The 23,233-nt window shown below is 54.0% G+C and carries 19 protein-coding genes and 1 other RNA gene; 7 read left to right on the forward strand and 13 right to left on the reverse strand.

The window, feature by feature from the left end:
• Window positions 1-103 precede the first annotated feature (103 nt).
• Window positions 104-1,135, forward strand: coding sequence for a DUF1559 domain-containing protein (locus VN12_RS03025; protein WP_146675441.1), 1,032 nt, complete (start codon window positions 104-106; stop codon window positions 1,133-1,135).
• Window positions 1,136-1,144: 9 nt separating this feature from the next.
• Here the strand turns inward: VN12_RS03025 and VN12_RS03030 are convergent, their stop codons facing one another.
• Window positions 1,145-2,038, reverse strand: a complete 894-nt coding sequence (locus tag VN12_RS03030; protein ID WP_146675442.1) for a lysophospholipid acyltransferase family protein — start codon at window positions 2,036-2,038, stop codon at window positions 1,145-1,147.
• A gap of 171 nt (window positions 2,039-2,209) precedes the next feature.
• Here VN12_RS03030 and VN12_RS03035 point away from each other — a divergent pair, with 171 nt between their 5' ends.
• Window positions 2,210-2,503 carry a hypothetical protein gene (locus VN12_RS03035; RefSeq protein WP_146675443.1) on the forward strand — a complete coding sequence of 98 codons (294 nt, stop codon included), beginning with the start codon at window positions 2,210-2,212 and terminating at the stop codon, window positions 2,501-2,503.
• Between the two features lie 15 nt (window positions 2,504-2,518).
• Here VN12_RS03035 and VN12_RS03040 read toward each other — a convergent pair whose 3' ends face one another.
• From VN12_RS03040 to VN12_RS03055, 4 genes are read right to left on the reverse strand one after another with little or no spacing between them, the layout of a single operon-like run.
• Entirely contained in the window at window positions 2,519-2,812 is a 294-nt protein-coding gene (locus tag VN12_RS03040; protein WP_146675444.1) for an FmdB family zinc ribbon protein, read from the reverse strand.
• Window positions 2,813-2,826: 14 nt separating this feature from the next.
• Window positions 2,827-4,671, reverse strand: coding sequence for a hypothetical protein (locus VN12_RS25630; protein WP_168164183.1), 1,845 nt, complete (start codon window positions 4,669-4,671; stop codon window positions 2,827-2,829).
• Window positions 4,668-7,070, reverse strand: coding sequence for a hypothetical protein (locus VN12_RS03050; protein WP_146675445.1), 2,403 nt, complete (start codon window positions 7,068-7,070; stop codon window positions 4,668-4,670). The genes VN12_RS25630 and VN12_RS03050 overlap by 4 nt, the downstream gene beginning before the upstream one ends.
• Window positions 7,071-7,096: 26 nt before the next feature.
• Window positions 7,097-10,024, reverse strand: a complete 2,928-nt coding sequence (locus VN12_RS03055; protein WP_146675446.1) for a hypothetical protein — start codon at window positions 10,022-10,024, stop codon at window positions 7,097-7,099.
• Between the two features lies 1 nt (window position 10,025).
• On the opposite strand from VN12_RS03055, the gene VN12_RS03060 reads away from it, so the two are divergent.
• The 4 genes from VN12_RS03060 (at window position 10,026) to VN12_RS03075 (ending at window position 12,965) form a co-directional block, all read left to right on the forward strand.
• Entirely contained in the window at window positions 10,026-10,805 is a 780-nt protein-coding gene (locus VN12_RS03060) for a sugar phosphate isomerase/epimerase family protein (protein ID WP_146675447.1), read from the forward strand.
• Between the two features lie 83 nt (window positions 10,806-10,888).
• Window positions 10,889-11,380, forward strand: coding sequence for a hypothetical protein (locus tag VN12_RS03065; protein WP_146675448.1), 492 nt, complete (start codon window positions 10,889-10,891; stop codon window positions 11,378-11,380).
• A 99-nt stretch (window positions 11,381-11,479) separates the two neighbouring features.
• On the forward strand, window positions 11,480-12,256 hold the full coding sequence (locus tag VN12_RS03070) for a sugar phosphate nucleotidyltransferase (RefSeq protein ID WP_146675449.1): 777 nt from the start codon (window positions 11,480-11,482) through the stop codon (window positions 12,254-12,256).
• Between the two features lie 70 nt (window positions 12,257-12,326).
• Window positions 12,327-12,965, forward strand: a complete 639-nt coding sequence (locus VN12_RS03075; RefSeq protein ID WP_146675450.1) for a PIG-L deacetylase family protein — start codon at window positions 12,327-12,329, stop codon at window positions 12,963-12,965.
• 61 nt (window positions 12,966-13,026) lie between these two features.
• Here the strand turns inward: VN12_RS03075 and VN12_RS03080 are convergent, their stop codons facing one another.
• The 6 genes from VN12_RS03080 to lysS form a co-directional block, all read right to left on the reverse strand.
• Window positions 13,027-13,818, reverse strand: coding sequence for a hypothetical protein (locus tag VN12_RS03080; protein WP_146675451.1), 792 nt, complete (start codon window positions 13,816-13,818; stop codon window positions 13,027-13,029).
• 93 nt (window positions 13,819-13,911) lie between these two features.
• On the reverse strand, window positions 13,912-16,269 hold the full coding sequence (locus VN12_RS03085) for an HD family phosphohydrolase (protein WP_146675452.1): 2,358 nt from the start codon (window positions 16,267-16,269) through the stop codon (window positions 13,912-13,914).
• An 18-nt stretch (window positions 16,270-16,287) separates the two neighbouring features.
• A complete protein-coding gene (locus VN12_RS03090; RefSeq protein ID WP_146675453.1) occupies window positions 16,288-17,274 on the reverse strand; it encodes a PhoH family protein in 987 nt (328 codons plus the stop codon).
• 70 nt (window positions 17,275-17,344) lie between these two features.
• Complete coding sequence (locus VN12_RS03095) at window positions 17,345-18,283, reverse strand: phosphatidate cytidylyltransferase (protein ID WP_146675454.1); 939 nt, start codon at window positions 18,281-18,283, stop codon at window positions 17,345-17,347.
• A 39-nt stretch (window positions 18,284-18,322) separates the two neighbouring features.
• Window positions 18,323-19,414 (reverse strand): redox-regulated ATPase YchF, encoded by a 1,092-nt coding sequence (gene ychF, locus VN12_RS03100; RefSeq protein ID WP_146675455.1) that lies wholly within the window; start codon window positions 19,412-19,414, stop codon window positions 18,323-18,325.
• Between the two features lie 89 nt (window positions 19,415-19,503).
• Window positions 19,504-21,090, reverse strand: coding sequence for a lysine--tRNA ligase (gene lysS / locus VN12_RS03105; protein WP_146675456.1), 1,587 nt, complete (start codon window positions 21,088-21,090; stop codon window positions 19,504-19,506).
• A gap of 140 nt (window positions 21,091-21,230) precedes the next feature.
• Here lysS and VN12_RS03110 point away from each other — a divergent pair, with 140 nt between their 5' ends.
• The gene (locus tag VN12_RS03110; RefSeq protein ID WP_146675457.1) at window positions 21,231-21,689 is read left to right on the forward strand and encodes a response regulator; all 459 of its coding nucleotides are present in this window, start codon (window positions 21,231-21,233) and stop codon (window positions 21,687-21,689) included.
• A 78-nt stretch (window positions 21,690-21,767) separates the two neighbouring features.
• Here the strand turns inward: VN12_RS03110 and ffs are convergent.
• Together ffs and VN12_RS03120 are read right to left on the reverse strand one after the other, a co-directional pair.
• Window positions 21,768-21,862: signal recognition particle sRNA small type (gene ffs / locus VN12_RS03115), an RNA gene on the reverse strand.
• An 84-nt stretch (window positions 21,863-21,946) separates the two neighbouring features.
• Complete coding sequence (locus VN12_RS03120) at window positions 21,947-23,224, reverse strand: phenylacetate--CoA ligase family protein (RefSeq protein ID WP_146675458.1); 1,278 nt, start codon at window positions 23,222-23,224, stop codon at window positions 21,947-21,949.
• Between the last annotated feature and the right edge of the window lie 9 nt (window positions 23,225-23,233).

Consider the following 23,233-nt stretch of genomic DNA (forward strand, 5'->3'; position numbering starts at 1 on the left):
AGATTGTTCAGCATTTGGCCGGGTCAGACGCAGTCATTATTCTGCTGAGGTGTTGGGGCGGAACAGGAATGGAAGAGGTCGGAAATTCGTTCGGGAGAAAGATATGTCACAACGGGAGAATCGGAGCCGAGGGTTTACGCTTGTCGAGCTTTTGGTGGTCATTGCCATTATTGGAATCTTGGTGGGATTGCTCCTCCCGGCAGTTCAAGCGGCTCGCGAGGCAGCACGGCGAATGCAATGCAGCAACAATCTAAAGCAAATTGCATTGGCCACCTTGAACTACGAGTCCACAACGCAACGGATCCCCCCCAGTGCGTGCGTGAACCCTAAGGTAACCACGAACGCCTCGTGGAGTATCCATGGCCGCTTGTTCCCGTATTTGGAACAAAACAATCTGGCAAACCAAATCGATTTGAGTACTTCGTGGAACCAGTTCCCCATTTTGAGTGGTTATCGTGTCCCCTCTTACGTTTGTCCGTCCGACCCCAAATCGAATACGCCTCGAGACACTGCAGCGACAGGCAGTTCTGTTTCGTTCCTGCTCTACCCCACCAACTACGCTTTTAACCTAGGGACATGGTTCGTCTACGATCCGGTAACCAATCGAGGGGGGGATGGTGCGACCCATCCCAACGCCAATTTTCGAGTATCTGCTATCTCGGACGGGATGAGCAATACGCTCTGGGCTGCGGAGGTGCATGCGTGGCAAGCCTATACGCGCAACGGAGGTCCTCCATCCACGCTCATGCCGCAAACGGTGGAAGAGGCTGCGATCATCGCTGACACGGGGTTGAAAGATCGCATCTTTCCAGATCGAACTGGAACGGGGCGATGCGAATGGACGAACGGCCATGCCCACCATTCAGGCTTCACGGTTACGTTCGGGCCCAACACACGCGTCCCCTACACATACAACGGCGTCCTTTACAATATCGATTACAACTCGCGTCAGGAAGGCAATAGCACGACTTTGCCCTCCTATGCGATTCTCACGTCTCGCAGTTTTCACACTGGGTTGGTGCAAGCAGCGCGTCTAGACGGTTCGGTGCAGTCCTTCAGTAGCAGCACGGAACGCTTGGTTTGGCGAGCGCTCGGCACGCGAGCTGGCGGAGAATCTATTCAGCTTGATCAATAAAATCGTCCGTCAGTCTTCAACCCACCCTTTACCTGCAAAGCTCACTTTTTCCTCCGAGCGATTACCCAGGTGCAGCGATGCGTTCATCGCCTCCTCGATCCAATGGAGATGTTTCGCACGGGTGAGTTTTGTTAGGCCTGACTCAGCGTTGGGGTCTTCCAACGGAGCGTCGAGTGCAAGCATCGGTTCGGGGGCGGGCAAATTACCGTTTGGTCGATGTACAGGAAAACCGACGGTGACGCAGACTTTCGCGGGAAGAAACAGGGCGCTGTAGACTTCGGGACCAATCGGTGCACCTTCGATCCAAATGGGGATCAAGGGAACGTCGCTTTTGGCAGCGACCAAGGCTGCACCGGGTCGGATCGTAAGCAAAGGAGAAGCAGTTCGATTGATACGTCCCTCAGGGAACATTCCGACAAATCCCCCTTGCGACGCATAGCGGATGGCCAGCTTCGTGGCACCGTTGTCGGCGCCGCCTCGCCGCGTCGGGATCGCTTGATACGATTTCAACAACGGTCCAAAGAGCGGGTGCGGGAAATATTCTGCTGCCACCATCCAGTGGACTCGTGCACCAGCCGCCAACTGGATGAAAAAAGGATCCACAGACGAACGATGATTCGCGATGAGTACTGCGCCTCCGCGGACTCGCTCTCGCAATACGTCTCGGAATGATGCGTTCGTCGGATGGGAGGAAATATCTTTCCAACGTGGATCCCAGCGAATCTCCACTCTCCAAAGCAGTCTCGCCAGCGTGTAGGCGGGCGCGTAGAGGCACCTTTCCCAAGGGTTGTATGGCCCTGGAGAAACGAGCTTTCTTCTCGTCATCCAAAGCAGAGTGGCGGCCAGGCCACCAAGCCAAAGCAAGGATACCCACCAGGAACCAAATGGACCTATCGTTTGCATGCGTTATAACCGTCTCAATCCTTGCGAATACTAAAATCGAGTTTATCGAATCCGGCGGGGCATCGATGGCCGGATTCTGAAATTGCCACTCGGCCAACTACGGGATTGCGTTCTAGGCTTACAGTGATTTCTTGGTCTTACCATTTGGTCCCGTCGAAGGTGTCGAACTTCATGTCCAGGACTCCGATCATCAGCACACCACTCGCCTCTTCATCACCCTCCAGCGACGAATCGCTTCCAACACTGCCTTTCCCGGACCGGAGAAAACGAGCCTCCACCGATGCCACATCAGGTCCTCCCGGTGTTGAGAGAAGGCAGTTTGGCAACACGTACAATCATCTCTCCATGGACGGACGCGAACTGGCAGAAGCGATCGATCGCTACAAAATACAGCATCGTCGGCGATATGTTACCACGGATGAATTACTTTCCGTCCTAAAAGGTCTTGGGTATACACGAGGTTAAACCCTCTCCCCTTTTTCAATCGGCCGAAAGGGTCGAAGGGCCTTTTCCGACCGTCTTTTCGTACGACCCATCTCCGGTTTTCACGTACTTCGTGAATCCCAAGCGCTTTAGATTGTCGTCGTTGGTCGATTTACCCATCGCCGAATCCGACCACATCCCACCTATGGACGGAGCGCTCAGTACTCGTCGTACCGGTTCGCCTGAGTCTGGGTGTACTTGGAGCGGTTCGTCACTCATACGTTGAATCACTTCGAACGTCTCTGGAGGGTCGACTCCTTCTCGAACAATCTCGTATACGTAAATCGGCATCGCGGTTCCAAATCTTAGTTTTGACTGGCTTTGATGAGGATATCTCGAGTCACTTCGTAGACTTTTTGCTGACGTCCAGCCAGATCCTCTAGTTCTGATTTTAGGTCAGGACTTTGCACTTGGCCAATGGCGTCCTCCGCTTGGTCCAACTGCTTAGCGACCGATTGGGTACGCCGGTTGATTCGAAGCTGCAGCGTCTTCAGAAGCCGCAGTTCCGCCAAGCTATCGACCAAAGGTTGCTCCTTGGGATCTTGTTGCTGTCCCTGTTGCATCCCCTGCATCTTCTTCTCATTTTCCTCTCGGTTCTTTTGAACCTGTTTGAGCGACTCGAGAAGCTCCTCGAGCCCGGCAATCACCTCGTCCTCGAGAGTTTGAGTGGATTCGGAGACATTCCCGCTGACCAATCGTTTGGAGACCTGCTGGCAGTCCTTGACGATCTGTTCCATAGCTTCTGGGAATGCAGTGCTCGAACCTTCGTCTTGCAATAGGAGCAGTGCTCGCTGCCCCTCCATCACTATTTTTCCTTGCTCAATCGAAAGTTTGTTGGACTGGATTTCCAAACTCCGATCCTTCGCATCCCCGGTCAGTTCGAATAGCTTTTGGGTCTCACTGCGAACGACTTTTTGCATCTCATTCATCTTGCGAAGACGCGTTTCCAGATCGACCAAAGAACGTTCGATCTCTTCTTCGCGCAATTGCCGCAGAATTTTCTCGAGCTCCTCCACCGCATCACGCAATTCCTTCTCGGCTGCTTGTTGCTCTTCGACCGCATCCTTTCGATTGTTCTCATCGAGCTTTTGCTGAGCTTGCTGCATCTTCTCCCTAGCTCGTTGGACCCGATTTCTGGCCCTTTCCTCTTTGGACTCTGGTTTGCTCGATTCGCTATTCTCGGGCGAAGAAGAGGAATCCGAGGAGGATGGATCGGATGGGTCTTTCGGCTCAGACGTGTCCGATGGCTTCTGCGTGTCCGATGGCTTCTGCGTGTCCGATGGTTTCTGGGTGTCCGATGGTTTCTGTGTATCCGACGGCTTCTGTGTATCCGACGGCTTCTGTGTATCCGACGGCTTCTGTGTATCCGACGGCTTCTGTGTATCCGACGGCTTCTGGGGGTCGGTGTTCTTTGGGGACTCTGCTGCTTGGCCGGAATCGGGGGACTTCCCAGAGTCCTTGGGCTCATTCGATGGCGTGGAGTCCTTCGGTACCGCTTGGTTTTCTTTGTTTTCTGATTTGGGATCTTGCAGACTGGATTCGATCGCCTCAACTTGTTGGTTGAGGTCCTTTTGATCGTTGCTTGCCTGCTTCAGGTCTTGCCCGGCCTCGGTACGCCCTCGCAATGCGCGTTGGATGCTTTCAATGCGTCGCAAGTCGTTGAGAATTTCTTCGAGCTTGGCTCTTTCATCTCGTATGCGCGAAGCCCGGTTCTCGCTCTGCAGCAGTTCCAGCAATTTCTTAAGGGTGTCGTGAGCGGACTCCTGTTCTTGGATCGCTTTCGACAACTGCCCTTTTGCGATTAATTCTGCAGCAGAGTAGAGTCTTTGGCGGGTTCCAAGCTGTTTGCTAAGCTGTGCAGCTTGCATCAATAGGCCTGCATGGGTTGGGTTCGAAACCGCTTCCAACTCACTCATGCGCAAGAACAGCTCTTCCAGCTTCTGAAATCGTTGAACCAGTTGCTTTTGTTTAGTCTCGAGCCCCTCCGCCTCGGTCCTCTCTTGGCCAGGAGCTTGTGCCTGCACAGAGCCAGCCCCAGGGAGCAAACCTAACATCGCGACCCAAACCAGGACCAGTGCGATCGAGGCGACAAAGCGTGTACGACGCGATCGGGGTTGGTATGGCAATTTGGAAAAGTCGTCTGGGATCATTTCAACAACTCCAACGCCTTGCGGTCTTGGTTCTTTTTGTGGGTTTTGGTCTCATTCATCAATTGATCGCTGCTCTGAATGATGTCTCGCAGCATATCGATGATGGCCGTTTGGTCTTGGATCTCCAGCATATCTGCCAAGACAGCTTGAAGACGTGACAGGATCTCATCGTTCTTTTTCAAAGCATCGACCACTTGCGAGGGTGGAGGAGTCGGAGGTTCGGTCGCCTTCGAGAATGTCTTTTCCAGCTCGGCGACATCGCTCGAGAATTCTTTCCAGACGCCATCGAGCATTTGTCTCAAGGGAGCTTGGATCTTTTCTTGCCAGCGCGTTCGCCGGTCGACGCTATCGATTCGGTTATTGACCAGCTCTTTACTGATTTGTCCAATCTCCTTTTCGACGCCGTTCAATTCTCCCTCCGACTTGGAAATCTGGGACATCGCCTGTTGAGATCGCAGCAACTGAATTCTCAAGATTCGGGTTGCATCCATTTCCTCCTCAGTACCCTCCGCATCGGAGCTGGATGCGGGCTCGCTTCGCTTTTGGATATTCACCAGCAGGTCTCGCAATTGCGTGAGTTCACCGATAATCTGCTCAATCCGCTTACGCATCGCCGCTTCACGGCGATCGAGCAAGAGTAGCAATTGATCCGATGTCACAACAGAAAGTTGCACCGTATTCGCTTTCCCAAGATGGGGTTCGCTCACCAAATCGTAATAGTCCGACGCGACGAGGGTAAGCGCCAACGATCCGCCGGCTTGGATTGGAAGTTTCCCTGCATCTTTGAGTTCTTTGATATCGATCACTTTGGCGAGACTTCCATCCACGACGTTTGCAATATCCTCACGAAGCGGGACGCCTTCCCCATACAATGCCTCGATCCAAACCTCTCGAACGTCGTATTCGTCCTTCACTTTGCCTTGAACAGGTATGGTCGCCACTTCTGTGATCGCCGTTCCGATACCATCGAGCACCATATCGACTTGCGGAGGCTGATCGATAATGGATGAAATTACAAATTGTTGCACCCGACTGGAGCAGATGCCATCTTTGTCCCAGACGCGAAATTCAGCGAGGATACTGCTGTCGAGCGGGCCAAGGGGAATGGCCCAACTTTCCGAAGGAGCCTCGTTCTCAAAGGTTTGCTCTTGCAAGTTGCCGTTAGTGGGTTCGGTGGATTTGACGAAGACATAATCACATCGCTCGATCGGCTTGTTGGACGTCAAAATCAATTCCAACACGGAGCCTTGAGGGAGCCGCAAGCCGGTTTGGTAGGGTAAAGTTTCTTCGCCCCATCGGGTCTGGGTCGATCGCTGAAGGTAGGGAGGGTATTTTACGCGAACCTCTGCCTTGGTAATCAATGGCCCGTCGACCGCTTGAAGCCGCAAGTCCGCTAGACGTGCATCGCCGCCGACGATACTCAACGTCAGGGATTGATTGATCGATTCGAGGGGCGGACCGTCGAGGAGGAAGTCTTGTTGTGAGTTTCCCGTCGCGAGGCGCCGCATGTTGGCTCGGCCGCGATTTCCTTCTTCGTCTCGATAATAAACGGTGCAAAGCTCGGGGACTCGCTTCGCGTCGAGCGATGCGAAGCTCTTCAGGACACCCGATTGGCCTTTGGGGATCGCGACGCTGTTGTCGACGAAAGGGAGCATATAGCGCCCCCGCGCTCCGCCGCCGGTAAAGCTGGGGACCTCGAACTCGATTCCTGTCACTCCCAAAACGACGCTTCGCGGCCAAGGAGCGTTCGAGAGGGCGAACCACCGCTTGCTCCAATGGGCTGTCCATTGGGGGTAGAGCAAACCCAGGGTCAATGAGACAGCAAGGACCGATCCGAGAGCGATCATCTGCCATTGAAGCGGTCGTGTGCGGACCAAGTTTGCGATTTCGACCGTGGAAATTTGCTCCAAGGCGCGTTGTCGCGCTAAAGCTAAAAATCCGATCCGATGGGGGTGCTCCTCTCGATCGTCGGTTCGGATCGATGCCAACTCGCCGCGGGCGGGTCTGGTTGCTTGGACGGTTGTGATCAAGGCGCTTTGGAAATCGGGGTAACGTCTCTCGATCAACAGTGCGATCGCATCGTCGGACCACCTCACCAGCCAGCGCCGCCAAATTTGCTGGTATGCGATATAGATCGATCCCAATACCAAGAGGACCAACATTCCAACGCGTACCCATCGCGGAGACTCCGCGGCTCCCAGCATGGCTGGCAAATAGTCGACGAATCCAAAAATCCAGAACGCGGTGAAACCCCAGATCAGCCACTGGACCACGGCTTGCGAAAACACGAATCGCCCAAGTAGGCCACGGACCGCTTGCAAGGTTTCGCGGATCGGAACCGGTAACGAAGCGAGGTCGGAATCGTACGATGGACGGAGAACTTTAGGTGCGGTAGACATATCGATTATGGTAACCGATTCGACCGCTAGTTGGTAACCTGAACACGCTTGTTCATCACTCTACCATCCCCAATTTGCTCGCATTGAAGCCAGATAGTACTTCCCAACAGCTCGCTGGCATCTTCAAAGACAAATGTTCGGCGCGACCTATCCGTTAGGTTGGCGATCTGCGTCCGTTGCCTTGTCCGACCAGGAATCTTGACGTAGCAATCGAAGCTTCCCGGTTTGCCCCCTCGATTGATGGCTTCGACTTCTACGATGAGTTCTCCATCGGGCCCCACGTTGTAACTGACTTCGAACTCAAATTCATCGCTCCCGATTTGCAATTCGTCTTCGGCCGTGATGGTAACCGGACCATCAGGTCCTTCAATCGACGCGACGATTTCGATCGGCGCTGGGCCTGTATTGGCATAGGGACTGAGTCGAACTGGGATTGCCACCTTCTCCATGCCGTTGGCTTCGACTTGAAATCGTTCAACGGATTGGTCGTCGTTCAGTGCGCTGCAGACAGGCAAAAGTGTTCCAGAAACGGGAAAAGGGAAAGGATTCTCAAAACTGACTTCGATGAATTCCTCCCGGCCCACCACGACATCTAGTTTTTGAGTCACGATAGACATCCCCATTCGCCAACGGGCGGCATAGAGGTCAATCCCCTCGATGACGACCGGCCAATCCCGAATCTCAATCGACTGGATTGGACCTAACGACGATCGTTTATTGTCGACTGGAACCGTTCGTCCCCACAGATCGCGAGCTCGAATATTTCGCCCCAAGTACAGATTAGCCTGAACATTTTGTGGCCCCCAGATCAATAGACTGGCTTGGTCGTCTCGCACCAATACAGCGTTTCTTCCCAGCCTGGCGGTCGGAAGGCTTCCCAGGTTTTGGACACTCGCGAGTGTCGAAGCAAGATTGCGAAACGGTATGAACATTTCCGCCGGACCACCCGCAGAGGAAAGGATGGCGTTGTTCTCGGACGCGGGATCGAACGCCCAGGCGATCACTTGTCCATTCCAAGGGGACTCGGTCAGCATCACCATCCGTTCCGTTAAGTCGCGGACACGCGTTTCGAGACCGTACTGCTTCTGTGAAATAGGTGTGACGGACAGCCAAGGGAGAGATGGCCGCGAGGAATCGCCCTGACGATTGGTTAGCAGTCGTTTCGTTTCGGAACTTGACATCGCGACCGGACTATGAAGCTGCCAGGTATCGATGCTCGGTGCGTCGTCCACCTCGACAACCGGATTGTGTGCGGCAATCAACTGAACATCTTGCCCAAAGCGCTTTACTGTCTTTTCGATCGCCTCCAGGGAAGGTTTGAATCCCGGGCTGTTTGCAAAGTCTGTTTCATCGTCCCATCCCAATTGAAAATGAACCAATCGCGAGCACATCGATTGGATAACGGGGTCCAGATAGGATTGAGTTAGATGAGGATCCTCTAAGGAGCTCGCCGTGTCGGCCGTTTTTAGTTTGGGAAAGAACGGGATCAACGAAGGTGGTGGGGTTGCGATCACGCCGACGCAGCGAATGCCTGAACTTTGAAACTGATCGATGCGCGAGGCCAGCTCAGCCCCTGCGTCCACGTCGCGAGGGTCGAACCATATGGGCAGTTTGATCCTTCCGACGTGCATTTCACGCAACAATTCCAGCCAGCGCGTTTTGTCCAGCGATCGATCAAAGGGAACCCGATCCTCAGGAATGGACAATCCGATTTGGTTATTGATCAACCCTGTATTCGTATCCGTCAACACAACGAAGCGATCGATCAATTCAAAGCGATCCGCCCGGCTTCGTTCCAACTGCGTCCGAACTTCGTAGTATCCTGGTTCTAGACCTTCCAACTCCCACCTGCATTCACCTTGCCAGCGATCCGCTTTACCTATCCCTCGTGAGGGCGATGAATGAGCCGGGGAGTTATCTAGAGCGACCAAGTGAGAAGCCATTGCGTTGGAGCCAGTGAGAGGTTCCAACTCCTTCGTGGCACGTCGAGCGATCCGACCGGTATGGTCTTTCAGTTGCAAGTCGAGCGACGATTGCAACTCGGTCATTCCGGTCGCGGTGCATTGCACGATGACCTTCTCTCCGACTCGAAAAATGCCAGAGGGCTTGTTAACCTGCAATGCGAGGCGAGGCGATCGTATTAACTCGATTGCATCGATTCCAAATCGCCCTCGAAACGCTTTCGAGTTCAAGGGTGCGACACGAAGCCGAATCTGTGCAAAAGCCACTCTCGGATCAAACGGATATTGATCGTTCGTCGTGAGGGATTGCCAGTTCTCAACCCCTCGAAGCGAGCGGGTGGAACGCTCGAGTACGACCTTGCGATCGCGATCTAGCAATGTCAATGTTGCGGAAAGCTCGTAGCCGAGATCTGGATCGTTCGCCATCCCCTGACAATGGATGCCATAGACCGAATCTCGCTCCACAGGGAGAAGCGGGGAAACGATTTCGGCAGCCCCCCCATCCATTTGGAACTCCAGATAGGGATTCAGCACCGACCGTTCCAACCACTGATCAAACTCTTTGGGCGTTGATTCCGGTGTGATTTGCCAAGGAAATTTCTTCAGTTTCCACGCCAACGACCACTGCGAAAATGTCCGTCGAAATTGCTCGATCTCCGCGAGGTCTTCTTTGGACGTGGCACGTCTCGTGATCCCAATCGATAGGTACTTGGGGTATTGCACCCCCGTACGTCTGGTCCAATCATCCGGCCAGCGATCCGCCTTGGCGTCTTCGTTGGCTCCAAAGTCCCAACGGTGCACCACGTCCAGTTTGCTCTCTGCGGCACGGAGATCGACCGAAGTCCCGACGCATCCGGAAAGGACGAAAGCAGTCGCGATCCATCTCAATCGCATCTTGGCACTCTGCCAAGCAGAGACGATACTTGAGCGAAGCTTCGACTGCGATTGCAGCCGAGGTGCGTCTTTCCTATTTCGCAGGACACGAGGAATCATTTTGCCAGGACTACGTGTTGGAATTCAACTCTCCGGATTGAAACTACCCTTCAAGCAAGCATTGCACGCTGCCGCACGAATGGGAGTCGATGGAATTGAAATCGACGCGCGATACGGACTGCGACCTTCCGAAATTGTCGGCACGGCGCTGCGGCAAATTCGGAAATTGCTTGAAGATCTAAATTTGCGAGTCGCATCGGTTAGGTACGCCACGCGGCGCGGGTACGATTGCGAAGAGGAATTGGAGCGCCGAATCGCGGGGACGAAGGAAGCCATGCGCATGGCGTACGATCTCGGTGCAAACGTCGTGGTGAACCACTGTGGCAACATTCCGGAGTCGCCCGACGAACTGTCCTATACGGTGCTGCGAAGTGTCCTCACGGACCTCGGGAATTACAGTCAGCGCGTAGGTGCATTTCTGGCCTGTGAAACAGGATCTGAACCCCTCGATCGCCTCGGTACCTTGATCGATTCCCTCCCAGAAGGCTCGGTGGGTATTACCTTGACCCCTGGTAATCTTCTCGTCAATGGCTTTGATCTGCAGCCGTTGCCGCAAGTGGCGAAACACGTGATGCTGGTCCATGCAAAGGACGGGGTCCGAGACCGTTCGCGCGGACGCGGTTCCGAAGTTGAGTTGGGGAGGGGGATGGCAGAATTTCCTGAAATAGCAGGAACACTCGAGGAGCAACACTTCAATGGGTATTACATTGTAGAGCGGGATAACCCGCGGAACCCAATCGAAGAGATTGCGACCTCCGTTGAGTTTCTAAAGAATATGTAACTGGTGAACACTGCGTTCAGACCCCGACGAACTCGCAACCTATGGACGCTCCCCTCTATTCAGACCGTTTAAGGAACTATTCGATGAAATCCACGTTTTGGTCTGGTTTGTTGTTGGCAACGTTGTCCGTTTCATCGTTTCTGATCATTCCCCGCGATCCCTCGGCCGCGCAAGAGCGCGCAGCACAATCGAAGCCCCCCGTCGCTGAATTCGAAGAATACCTCAGCAATTCAAAACTAACGGGTGTCTTTACAATCGATGGGAAACCCTTGGAAAAACTGGAAACTGAAACCTACGAGATCAAGTCTGCGAAGAAGCTCGAGGGTTACGATTCACTTTGGGAAATCGTTGCGAGAATCAAATATGGCGACAAGGATATCGAGGTACCCGTCGAGATCAACGTCGAATGGATCGGCCGGACGCCAGTCATGGTGATGGACTCGATGGCCATCCCAGGACTCGGTACATTCTCCGCTCGCGTTCTCTTTCACGACAAGAAGTACTCAGGGACATGGAAGCACGATAATCACGGGGGCCATCTTTTTGGCCGCGTCGAAAAAATGAACGCCAAGTAATGCAACTAAATTCAATCTCGTCCTTCACGATGCCGAAGCGAATTACCTTGTATTAGAAATGTATTGCAAACGTAGGTTTGCCTTTGGAGTGTGAAGTCGATGAAGGTTGTTTTATTTTGTGGTGGACTCGGGATGCGTTTACGCGAGTATTCGGAAGCGATCCCCAAACCCTTGGTGCATGTCGGTAATCGCCCAATCCTTTGGCACATTATGAAGTACTATGCCCACTACGGCCATAAGGACTTCATCCTCTGTCTGGGATGGAAGGGGGAATTGATCAAAGAGTATTTCCTGAAATACAACGAGTGCTTTTCCAATGACTTCATCATCAGCGGTGGCACTCACTCCATTGAATTGCTATCTCGCGACATCAATGAGTGGCGAATTACCTTTGTCGATACGGGAATCACGTCGAACATCGGACAACGATTGAAAGCAGTGCAAAGCCATCTAGAGGGAGAACAAACGTTTCTCGCCAACTACACCGATGGGCTCAGCGATGTCCCGCTCCCGCAATTGATCGATTGCCATCGAGCCAATCATGCAACGGCAACGTTCATGGCCGTTCGACCCGTTCAAACGTTTCATTGTGTCGAGGCAGATGCTTCGGGCGCTGTGTCGGATATCATTGCCGTCAGCGAATCGAACCTCTTGGCGAACGCAGGCTTCTTTGTCCTGGAGAAAGAGATTTTCGATGTGATCCAAGATGGAGAGGAGATCATTCCCACCCCGTTCCAACGCTTGATTTCGCAACGAAAGCTCTACTCCATGCACTATCCAGGCTTTTTTGCTTGCATGGATACCTTCAAAGAGAAACAGATGTTCGATGACTTGCACGCCCGCGGCGAAACTCCTTGGGAAGTCTGGCGACAATAGATTTTCTTCCTGCGAACGATCCCCGGCCCGATCGCAGCCGTCCCGCTCTGGAAAACACGACGAGAATGCAATGAAGTGGAATCCCTTACGCTCTGTTCTATGTTTGGGAGCACACGCGGACGACATCGAGATAGGTTGCGGCGCGACGTTGCTCGAACTCCAACAGTCCCAACCCGATGTCAAAATCGACTGGGTTGTGTTCTCCAGCAATCCAGTTCGAGCCGCCGAGGCCCAATCCAGCTTCACCGAGTGGGTCGGAGAACGGAACCGAGGCGAGCTGCGCATTTACTCATTCGAGGACACTCTTTTCCCGGTGCAACGACGCGAGCTCAAGGAGCGTTTTCAAACGATTTCAATGGGGGTTTCGCCCGACCTTATCTTCACACACCGAATCGAAGACGCGCACCAAGATCATCGATTGGTGGCGGAGCTCACATGGAATACATTTCGCGACCACTCGATTCTGGAGTACGAGATCGCAAAATACGAAGGAGACCTTGGAAAGCCCAACGTCTATGTCCCCATCTCCGAGCCCAATGCCAATCGCAAATTGCAGGGGCTTATGCGGCTCTATCCGTCACAGCACGAAAAGCCATGGTATAGCACCGAAACCTTTCGAGCTCTCATGTCGCTGCGCGCCATAGAATGTCGTTCCTCAAGTGGCTTTGCAGAGGCGTTCTATGGGAGAAAGATCACTCTCTCCCCCTGATACCCATCACAAATGCTCGGGCGACCGCTCAGGCCATCCAGCCACCGCCTCGGGGATCTCTCTATTTTCCGAAGCTAAAACCCTTTGAGCCGGTTCTCATCCGTGCGGAACTGCTCGACGACGATGCGCTAGCGCGAGCTCTCGCACTGGAAACCGCCGATTTGTGATAATCGTTTGGACTCATGGTCGTTCCACGGAAGTCTGGGCGAGCACCCGCGTTGGGACCGCTGTAGTAACTCGATTGACGATTGAGCATGGACGCAATCAGATAACCCGTTAGGAATCCTCCAGGACGGTAACCGTAGGGACGGTGATGTCCGTTATTGTCCGAAGCGACCAATCGCTGGTTCTCTGGATCGATCGTGACGGTGAATTCCTTCGTCTCCCCCGCGTCTTGGATGTTGTTAAGATTGAGATCCTTGAATCCGATGATCTCGCCCCCTGCAGCCATAGTGACCCCGACCGGAGATGCCATGACCTGCAGTTTATTCAGCTCCGCTGCGTAACGCTTCAAGAACTCTGCTTCCTTTGCGGGGTCCTGCTGGATGGGAGCAGCGACAGTTCCATGGACAGCATTGTCTGCAGGCGTTGCACTCGCCGCGTCTGTATCACTCGCATTCTCAGCCGAGACCGCGACATCGATGGCTCCCCCGCTGTTCACCGCATCCGATCCAGTAGGTTGGCTGTTTCCCGCATTTGCCGTCGCGGCGGACGAGGCTGCCGATTCATCGAGCACTGTCGCGAGGGCCTGAAGTACTTTATTCAGATCCACTACGTCGACCGTCGTTGTCGACGCACAACCCAATACGAGCGCGGTGGGAACCAGGAGGAGAAGGGCTTTGATTTTCGACATAATTCATTGCTCCCATGGTGGAACAAAATAGAGGGCTCTCGGGAAGCTGTGTTGCTCGCCAAATTATAGCAGAGAGGTAGGCTGCAGGGTGAATTAACTGGCAGACTGCTTCTCCGGGTATTTGATGCGGCCGTGATAAATGGCAGTCAGGCTCTTAGTAAGCGACGTTTTGATCAGTTCCAGCTCTTTCAGCGTCAACGCGCACTCCTCAAATTGACCGTCGAGCAACTTTTTCATCGCGATCTGCTCAACGAGGTTCTGAAGGCGCGATGGCGTTGGCTCTACCAACGCGCGCGACGCACTTTCCACCGCGTCCGCCAACATCAGAACCGCAGCTTCACGCGTCTGAGGCTTGGGGCCGGGATAGCGGTAGGTGTTCTCGGTGACTTCATCGGCGTGCGGATCCTGTTCGCTTTTCTTCGTCGCCATCCGGAAGAAGTACTCGACCAAAGTCGTGCCGTGATGCTGTTCAATGAAATCGATGATCCGCTTTGGGAGCTTATGCTTCCGTCCCAAGTCGGCACCGTCTTTGACGTGGGCGATGATGATGAGCGTGCTCATCGCGGGCTGCAAGGTATCGTGGCGGTTTGCACCAGGGGTTTGGTTCTCAACGAAGTAATTCGGCTTGAACATCTTTCCGATGTCATGAAAACAGGCTCCGACACGGACGAGCAATCCGTTTGCCCCAATCGCTTCTGCTGCCGACTCGGCCAACGCCGCTACAGAGATGCTGTGGTTGTAGGTTCCGGGCGCTCGCTGAGCCAATTGCCGAAGAAGCGGATGACTCATATCGCTGAGTTCCAAGAGGCTTAAATCCGTCTGAACATCGAGGAGACGTTCGAAAACCGGAAGCAAACCGGCCATGAGAGGTCCGCAAGCGAACACGATTACTGCCTGCCATGCAGCTTCGTTGATCAAACGAACAGGAAATAGACTGTTGGTAAAGGTTTGGATGCCGCTCATCGCGGGACCATCGGTGATCACTCCCCCCGACTGCCCAGTCATGACTCCCAGTCCGAGCACGGTAAAAAAGACAACCGTTGCGACGCCGAGCCCTACATAAATGAGCCGAGTCCGGTTCCGAATTCGTCCACACAACAAAGTGGCCGCCGCTGCCGCGCTGGAAAGCACGATAAACTCGGACAGATCGACCCGAGAACAAAACGATATCAACAAAGAGAGCGCCGCCATCAACATCAAAGACGTGGGGCGACCGAATGCAATCGTGGCTACTATGGCGGTGAGTGTGACCGGAGCAACTTCCGCCCGCAATGGATCGCTCGCTGCGAGCACCGACAGAATCACACACCCCAAACACACGCCGAGGACTTGTGTGAGTTTGACCGTGTCGGTGATAAGGGTTCGATCCAACGATTGATATATGAAAAAACCGACCAACACGTACAACGCGGTAATCAGACCACAAAATGCAGCGAGTCTTTGAAGGCGTAGTTTCCACGTCAGCTTCGAGGTGTAAGCAGCATGCTCTGCCCGGAGCAGTGCTATTTCCTTTTCGCCAAGCATCTTACCGATCGGGACGATCGATCCGAAGTTCGGATCGTAGGAGACCATCGCGGGCTTGACCGCTGCAATCGCTTCCTGCCTGGCTTTGTTACTTCGGTCCGTATTGAGCGTCAGTGTTTCTGGCAAATTGAGCGAAAGGTAATTGAAGACCAATTGGGCCAAGGTCCTCGATTCCTCATTCGGAAAGAGATTGCGAATCTCTCGTATCAACGAGGTTCGCAATGAGTTGTTCAACTCTGCAAGCCTCACACGTTGAACTTCTACGTCGATGTGTTGGTTTTCACTGCCGGGCTTGATGACGCGGATGTAGCGTTGATTCCCCAACTCCAAATCATGAGCCAATGTCTTAAGCGTCCCGGTCTCCAAAATAGGATCGAGAACCTCGCGCATAGCCGAAGTGTACTTGGACCAATCGGACGAGCTAGCGAGCGTTTTGTGGATTGCTTCCAATGCCGCTTCGTGCGGGATCTTTTGGGGCAAAGGCTCGCCATCCGACACCCCGAGCACATCGAGCAACGCGATCTGGGGCTTGGTCAGGGAGGTCACATCGGGAACTTCGTGAAGGGCCTGAAGCGTATCTCGCAGCGCCCCGGCCAGTTGCACAATCGCTTCATTGCGATTCTCGTACACACAATAGACCTCGCGAGCCGCTTGAGATTTCAGAACCTCCGTTTTGACTTCGTCGACAACTTGAAAGGGAACTCGAGCCAAGATCGATCGCTGCGGCACGAAGCCTTGGCGATAAGCGAACGGGGGCTCCCAAGCTCGTACGAAGACGACGATGAAGACCGCAACGGCGACGGCGATACCGAGCTTTCCGAGCGACTCCCAAGTTGCCGCTTTGGCTAACCAAGCCCTCCAGGGGTAGCGATCGATTCGCAAATTCGCAGCGCGTTCGCTGCGGGTTCTAGCATTCGTGTTGGACACAGCAGTCAGTCTAAAGGTTTAACGGTCGACCGGCGGGCTTGGCCTCAATGGGCGCGAGCCAGGCGATTGGGGGCTGTCATACGCGGCGACGATTTTTCGGACGAGCGGATGACGAACGATATCTCCCTCCGATAGCCGGACAAAGCTAAGTCCGGGAATTCCACTCAGTCTCTGGACGGCGTCTCGAAGACCGCTCGTGGTACCAGGTGGCAAGTCGACTTGCGACACATCCCCGGAAACCACGATCTTGGAGCCTTCGCCCATCCGTGTCAAAAACATCTTCATTTGCGCGACAGTGGCGTTTTGCGCCTCGTCCAATATAACAAATGCTTGATTCAAGGTTCGGCCTCGCATGTAGGCCAACGGAATGACCTCGATGACGTTCTGCTCCATCAAGTATTTGACTTGATCGAAATCGATCATCTCGTTGATGGCATCCAGCAGCGGTCGCAAATAGGGATTGAGCTTCTCCTGGAGATCTCCCGGTAGGTACCCCAAACTTTCCCCCGCTTCGACCGCCGGCCTGACCAAAACAATTTTCCGGATGGACTTAGCCTTCAATGCTTCAACAGCCATGGCGACCGCGAGATAGGTTTTTCCACAACCGGCGGGACCGATGCAAAAGGTCATATCGTGCTGCCGTATCGCCTCCAGGTAGGCGGCCTGCCCCTCCGTTCGAGGTTTGATCCGCCTGCCGGCATTTCCAATGGCAACTTCGTTCTTGTCAAATCCTGGCGCAGTTCGTTTGTCCGTCGATCCGCCCAGTGCGTCAGCAACATCGTCGGGCCCCAATGCGCCGGTCCGAAAGACACGGTCCTTCAATCGCTCCAAAACCTCGGTGGCAATGCGTACCGACTCGCTTGGACCCGAGATGCGAATCTGTCCGTTGCGATGCGTGATCGCGACTCCCAACTGATTTCGGACCAACCGCAGATTGTTATCGTTGGGGCCGAACAATTGAAGCGTGATGTGGGGGTCGGATAGAGTGATCGTTGATTCTGACATATGCTTTCCGGTTGAGACCGTCTCCTAGTATGGTATGCGTTCGGTCCCAACCCAGTCAAAGTGCTTTGCCTTAAAGCTGGGCGATCAATCCTAGGTAACCGATGTAAGAAGCCGGGAGGACCGAATCGGTCACATCCCAAACCCCTCCCAAACCCGGAAGCAAATTGCCGCTGTCTTTGGCACCCACGCTCCGCTTGACCATCGATTCCAGCAAATCCCCTACCAAACCCGCTGTTGTCAACAGAATTGCCAACAATGCGGGGCCCCAACCGGTGAGGCCGGGCGAAACTCCCATCAAAGGTAACGCCCATCGTAGCGCCAAATATGCCGCCGCAATCGAGAAAAGATAGCCGCCGAGGAGTCCTTCCATCGTTTTCCCGGGAGATACCGAAGGGATTAGTTTGGTTTTACCGAACAGTTTACCGGAAAAGTAAGCCCCGGCGTCTGCCAGTTTTACGATCGCCAACAAGGCGATGAGCTCATAAAGCCCGCTTGACTCGCCTCGCATGCGAATCACATGCCACAGGGATAAGCCCGAGATGACGTAGCAGATGATGACCGAAGAGAGCAACCAGCCGAGCAAGGTTCGCTGGTGCCAAGCATTCTTTTCTTCCTCGCTCGCGCTCAGTTCGGCAGGTGGACGAAAAAGGGTCAACGCATGAACACCATTCAATCCGACCCCCACCATGGAGCCGATCAAGATCCAGCCTAATCGACCGACGGGACAATCGGTGGGATAGCTCTTTTGCATGACCACGCTATACCCGATAGGGAACAAGCCAATCAACAAAGCAATCGATGCGTGCCATGTGACCATTGGCGCCGAAACAGCCCAACGGCGGCCCAGCAAGGTGGCAAACTCCCAGACAGTCCCCAATGCGAAAAACGCTAACATCGGGATCGTCCAAAGCCCCGCTTGCCCCCTGACTTGATGATTCAAGTCCAGCCAAATCAGCCCGAGCGAAAGGCTGATCAGAACCGCTGCAGAAAAAAGCCTTCGCGATAGCACTGGTGGACTTTCCGAGAGAAATGCAGAACGAGAGGACTCTTACACGTTGAACAAGAAGTGGCAAATGTCGCCGTCCTGCATCACATACGACTTGCCCTCCGTCCTCAGTTTACCAGCTTGCCGGATATCTTTCTCGTTCCCAAAGGTTTCCAAGTCCTCGAGACGGTAAACTTCGGCTCGAATGAATCCACGCTCGAAGTCGCTGTGGATCACTCCCGCCGCTTGGGGGGCTGTAGCTCCGATGGGGATCGTCCAAGCCCTCACTTCCTTTTCGCCTGCGGTGAAGTAACTTTGCAAACCGAGTGTTTGATAAGCTCTTTGTGCTACCACATGCAACGCCGGCTGCGCCAATCCCACCGCCGCTAACATTTCGCTTCGGTCCGGCTCGTCCAACTCTGCGATCTCGGCCTCGAGTTTCGCGCACACGGGTACAACCTGAGCCCCGATCTTTTCCGCGAACTCGCGTACCTTTTGAACCGGTTCACTCTTCCCCTCCAAATCGTTCTCGTCCACGTTGGCGATATAGAGAATCGGTTTTGCCGTCATTAATCCGAAACTGGAAATGGCTTTCGCTTCCGCTTCCTCCAGCTTCAATTTGCGAAGCGGTTCCTCTTTGTGAAGGAACTCCAAGCAGTGCTGAATGGCCGTCGTTCGCAGCTTCGCTTCCTTGTCCCCCGTTCGAGCAGCCCGTTCCGCTTTGGGCAACGCGGCTTCGAGCGTCTCGATGTCCGCGAACATCAATTCGGTCTCAATCGTTTCGATGTCCGAAAGAGGATCGACCTTGCCTCCCACGTGAATCACATCGGGATCGGTAAAACATCGCACGACTTGAAGGATGGCATCCACCTCGCGAATGTGACTGAGGAATTTGTTCCCCAACCCCTGGCCTTCGCTCGCCCCTTTCACGATCCCCGCAATATCGACTAGCTTCAAAATCGCAGGAATAACTTTTTGCGGAACGATGTACTTGGTGATGCGTGTCAGCCGATCATCGGGAACGCTTACAATTCCTTCGTTCGGTTCGATGGTGCAGAACGGATAGTTGGCAGCTTGCGCATTCCCCGCTCCCGTCAATGCATTGAACAACGTACTCTTACCCACGTTGGGCAGTCCGACAATACCAGCTTCCATAACGACTCGACCGAATAAGTTTGGATGGATTGCAAAAGGAAAAAAGGCAAGACCCAACGGTCTCGCCGTATGCGAGAAAACTATCTTTGCTACGACTCGTGTCGAAGGAGCGGAAAGAGAATCACGTCCCGGATGCTCTTGGCATTCGTAAGCAACATGATCAATCGGTCGATGCCGATGCCGAGACCTCCTGCAGGAGGCATGCCGTGTCGCAGTGCGCGTACGAAGTCATGGTCCATCTTCGCCATGGAGTCCTCTTCCGCCATTCCATCCAATTGCGTTCGGAACAAGTCCTCCTGGAGGATGGGGTCATTGAGTTCGGTGTAGGCGTTCGCCAACTCCATACCATGAATGAATAGTTCAAAGCGTTCGGCAATCTCCGGCTTGCCCGTCTTTCGCTTGGTCAACGGGCAGATGCTGGCCGGGTAATCGATAACGAAAATCGGTCCGATCAGCGCGTCTTCGACCTTCTCTTCAAAGACTTCGCTCTTCACGACATCCGGATGCTTTCCATCGGGCTGGAGTCCAATCTTCTTGGCCAGCTTCGCGATTCCCGCATCGTCATGGAAAGATAAACCGGTGTGTTCTTCGAACAGATCGCTATACGTTCGGCGTTGGAAGGGAGGAGTGAAATCGATATCGAGATCCCCCCACTTGAGCTGATAGCCTTGACCGGTCGCTTGGATTGCCTCGCAGATAATCTGCTGGGTCAAATCCATCATGGTCTCGTAATTGGCATAAGCCCAATAGAGCTCAATCATGGTGAACTCAGGGTTATGCTTTGGGCTGATCCCTTCGTTGCGGTAGACCCGGCCCATTTCATAAACCCGTTCGATGCCCCCGACCAGGAGACGCTTCAGATGAAGCTCCAGGGCGATGCGTAGGAACAACTGCATATCGAGCGCGTTGTGATGCGTTACGAACGGTTTGGCCGCAGCCCCTCCAGCAATCGTATGCAACGTCGGTCCTTCGACCTCGACAAACTGGTGCTTGGCGAGCGTGGAACGGATGGAATGGATGATCTTCGTCCGCTTGGTAAACCGATCGAGCGACTCAGGATTGTAGGTGAGATCCACATATCGCATGCGTTGTCGAAGCTCTGGATCTTGCAATCCCGCATGCTTCTCGGGAGGCGGCTCGAGTGTTTTGGTCATAAAGTGAAGCTTGGTCGCGAACACCGTCAACTCACCGGTGTTGGTCCGCCCCAGCCGCCCATCGATACCTACCAAATCACCGAAATCGAGGAGCTTGATCACATCCAAGTCCTCATCGCTGACCTGTCCCTTTGCCAGCAAAATCTGAATATCACCTGTCCAGTCCCGGATATTCAAAAACGAAAGCTTGCCAGCGGAACGCAACAGCAAGATTCGGCCTGCAACGCGCACCGTAGGACCAATTTCTTCACCTGGGCCCTGCTCCCCCTTCCAAGCCTTGTAGTCGACTGGGGTGCCTGCCGCTGCTAGCTGCTCCAAGTCGGGAAGTTCGACGAGGGTTCCATCCTCCTTCCGGTACTTGACTTGATCTGCAAGCTCGCGAACACTGCGGATGAAGCTCCTCTCGTCAAAACGCTGCCCCCAGGGATCGAGCCCCAGAGCTTCTATTTTGTGGAGTTTTTCGAGCCTCGCCGCCTGATGAACGCCTAAACCGGTGTTGTCTTGTTCGCGAGAATCAGCCATGTTTCCGTAGTGGGTTAGGACAGCGTCAAACCGAGTCGCACAACGCCCCATCGGCGCCGTCGAACGGTCCAGCGATGCGTGTCCGAAGCTTGCAGCTGTCGGAGGCAGTCTGGAAAAGTCGCAAATTGTAGGGAAATCGAATGGAAAACCAAGCTGTCAAACCGCCGATGGTCCTGATTGTCGAATCGGACCCACTCATGTTGACGGGATTGGCAGCGATTCTCGATAAAAAGGGCTACCGATGTTTTTTGGCTCGGACAGTCGAAATCGCAGAACAAGCCACGCAGTCGATCGCTTTTGATCTGATCGTCTATTCCTTTGCGACCGACCCAATCGGGGCCGCCCAAGCCGTTTCGAAGTTGCGCACCACAGAACAAATGCTCGATTGCCCCGTTCTGTTTTTGGCCGACGCCTACGACCCCAAATGGATCGAACCACTCAACCTCGCCGGCGGCGTCTACTGCTTACCAAAGCCTTTCGAACCAGAAATGTTTCTCGAGCTGGTCGATAAAACCTTTTGCTTACCCCACCTGGCTGCGGCCAAGGTCGCGCCCCCCAAACCCCATTTTTCCAAAGATTGGGTTCGCCTGTCTTACTAGAGCACCGGGATCGGTGGCTTAAACAGAATAGGTAACAGGGTTGGGCGTTTCCCCCCACCTCAGGGCATAAAAAAACTGCCCGTTAGAGGCCCTCGCACAAGAGTACGACGCTTATGGCTGCTCCACTTAAGTCCTGACCAGGTTCGCGCTTCCCCCTCGCGAGAGCCACTGACGGGCAGTAGCTGTTTCGAGTTGACCAATGGTACCAAACAAGCCACCGTTCGGGTAGCTCTCGAGGTGGAATTATCTCCGACAACTCAGCTGCGGACGATACGTCTCGATTTCCCCTCGCTTTTCGGCAGACTTCCGATCGGAAGTGGGACCACCGGAATACGCAATCCTAACTGAACCTGCAACGCTTCCTCCAGCAACGTTTGCAATGGCTCGGAACTCTCGATGTCGATGGCGACTTCATCGAGCTCCCCCCGTTTCTGAGCACGAATACGAAATTCTTCAATGCCGGGAAACTGACGGATGATCGATTCGATGGCGGTCGGAAAAACGTTCACACCGCGAACCACGAACATGTCATCGGCTCGACCTAAGATTCCACCCTCCAGTCGGACGAATTCGGTCCCCGACACGTCTCGATCCCAGACCGGCTGAACAATGTCCTGCGTGCGGTAGCGGAGGACCGGTGCGCCAGCCCTACCCAACGAGGTGATCACCAGTTCACGCCACCTGGGATCGGCGTTGGTTATCGATGAGTCCAAAGGCAAAAACTCGGCAATGAACTCGGATTCGATGACATGCAGTCCCTTGCCGTCCGCTGTACCAAATCCCCAAGGTCCAATCTCCGTCGCCCCCGCATGGTCCATCACTTGAGCTCCGTAAAGCTCTTCTAGCTGGGCTCGCACCGAAGGAATCGAGCCCCCAGGCTCTCCGGCAACAAAGACCGTTCGAATGGAACTCTCTCGCAACGAAATCCCTCGCTGCGCCGCTTCCTGCGCTAAGTGCAATGCGTAGCTAGGCGTTCCGAATAAAACCGTGGGTGATGCGGTTCGAATCAAGTCGATGCGGGCCAATGTGGATAAACCACCCGACGGTATGACCAAACATTCTCTCTGCAAACAAGCATCATGGGCGGACCAAAATCCAATGAACGGACCGAACGAAAAAGCCATCAAGATGCGATCGTCGGAATTAATCGAACAAGCATCCAAGACGTATTGCCACGTGGATGTCCACCAATCCCAATCCTCCGCTGTGTCGAGAATCACCATTGGACGACCGCGGGTCCCACTGGTTCGGTGATAACGCCGGTACCGGTTGGGTGAGTGCGAATGATGTCGCGCGATCCCATCGATCCCGTCCGATTGCCACTCGGATTTGGTCGACGTAGGGAATTGGCTCCATTGCTCCAACGACTCCAACTGCAAATGCGAAATGCCAAACCGCTCCTGGTAGTGACGATTAAAAGGCAAGGTTTTCGCAAGCAACTGATTGAGTCGTTCCAGCTGGTATTGCTGCAGTTCCTCGCGAGAAACGGATTGAATGGAACGGCGAAAAGGGTCCGCAGGAAGTCGTGTTGTCATCCGAAAGTT

The organism is Pirellula sp. SH-Sr6A, from assembly GCF_001610875.1.
Classification (GTDB): Bacteria; Planctomycetota; Planctomycetia; order Pirellulales; family Pirellulaceae; genus JBKCUI01.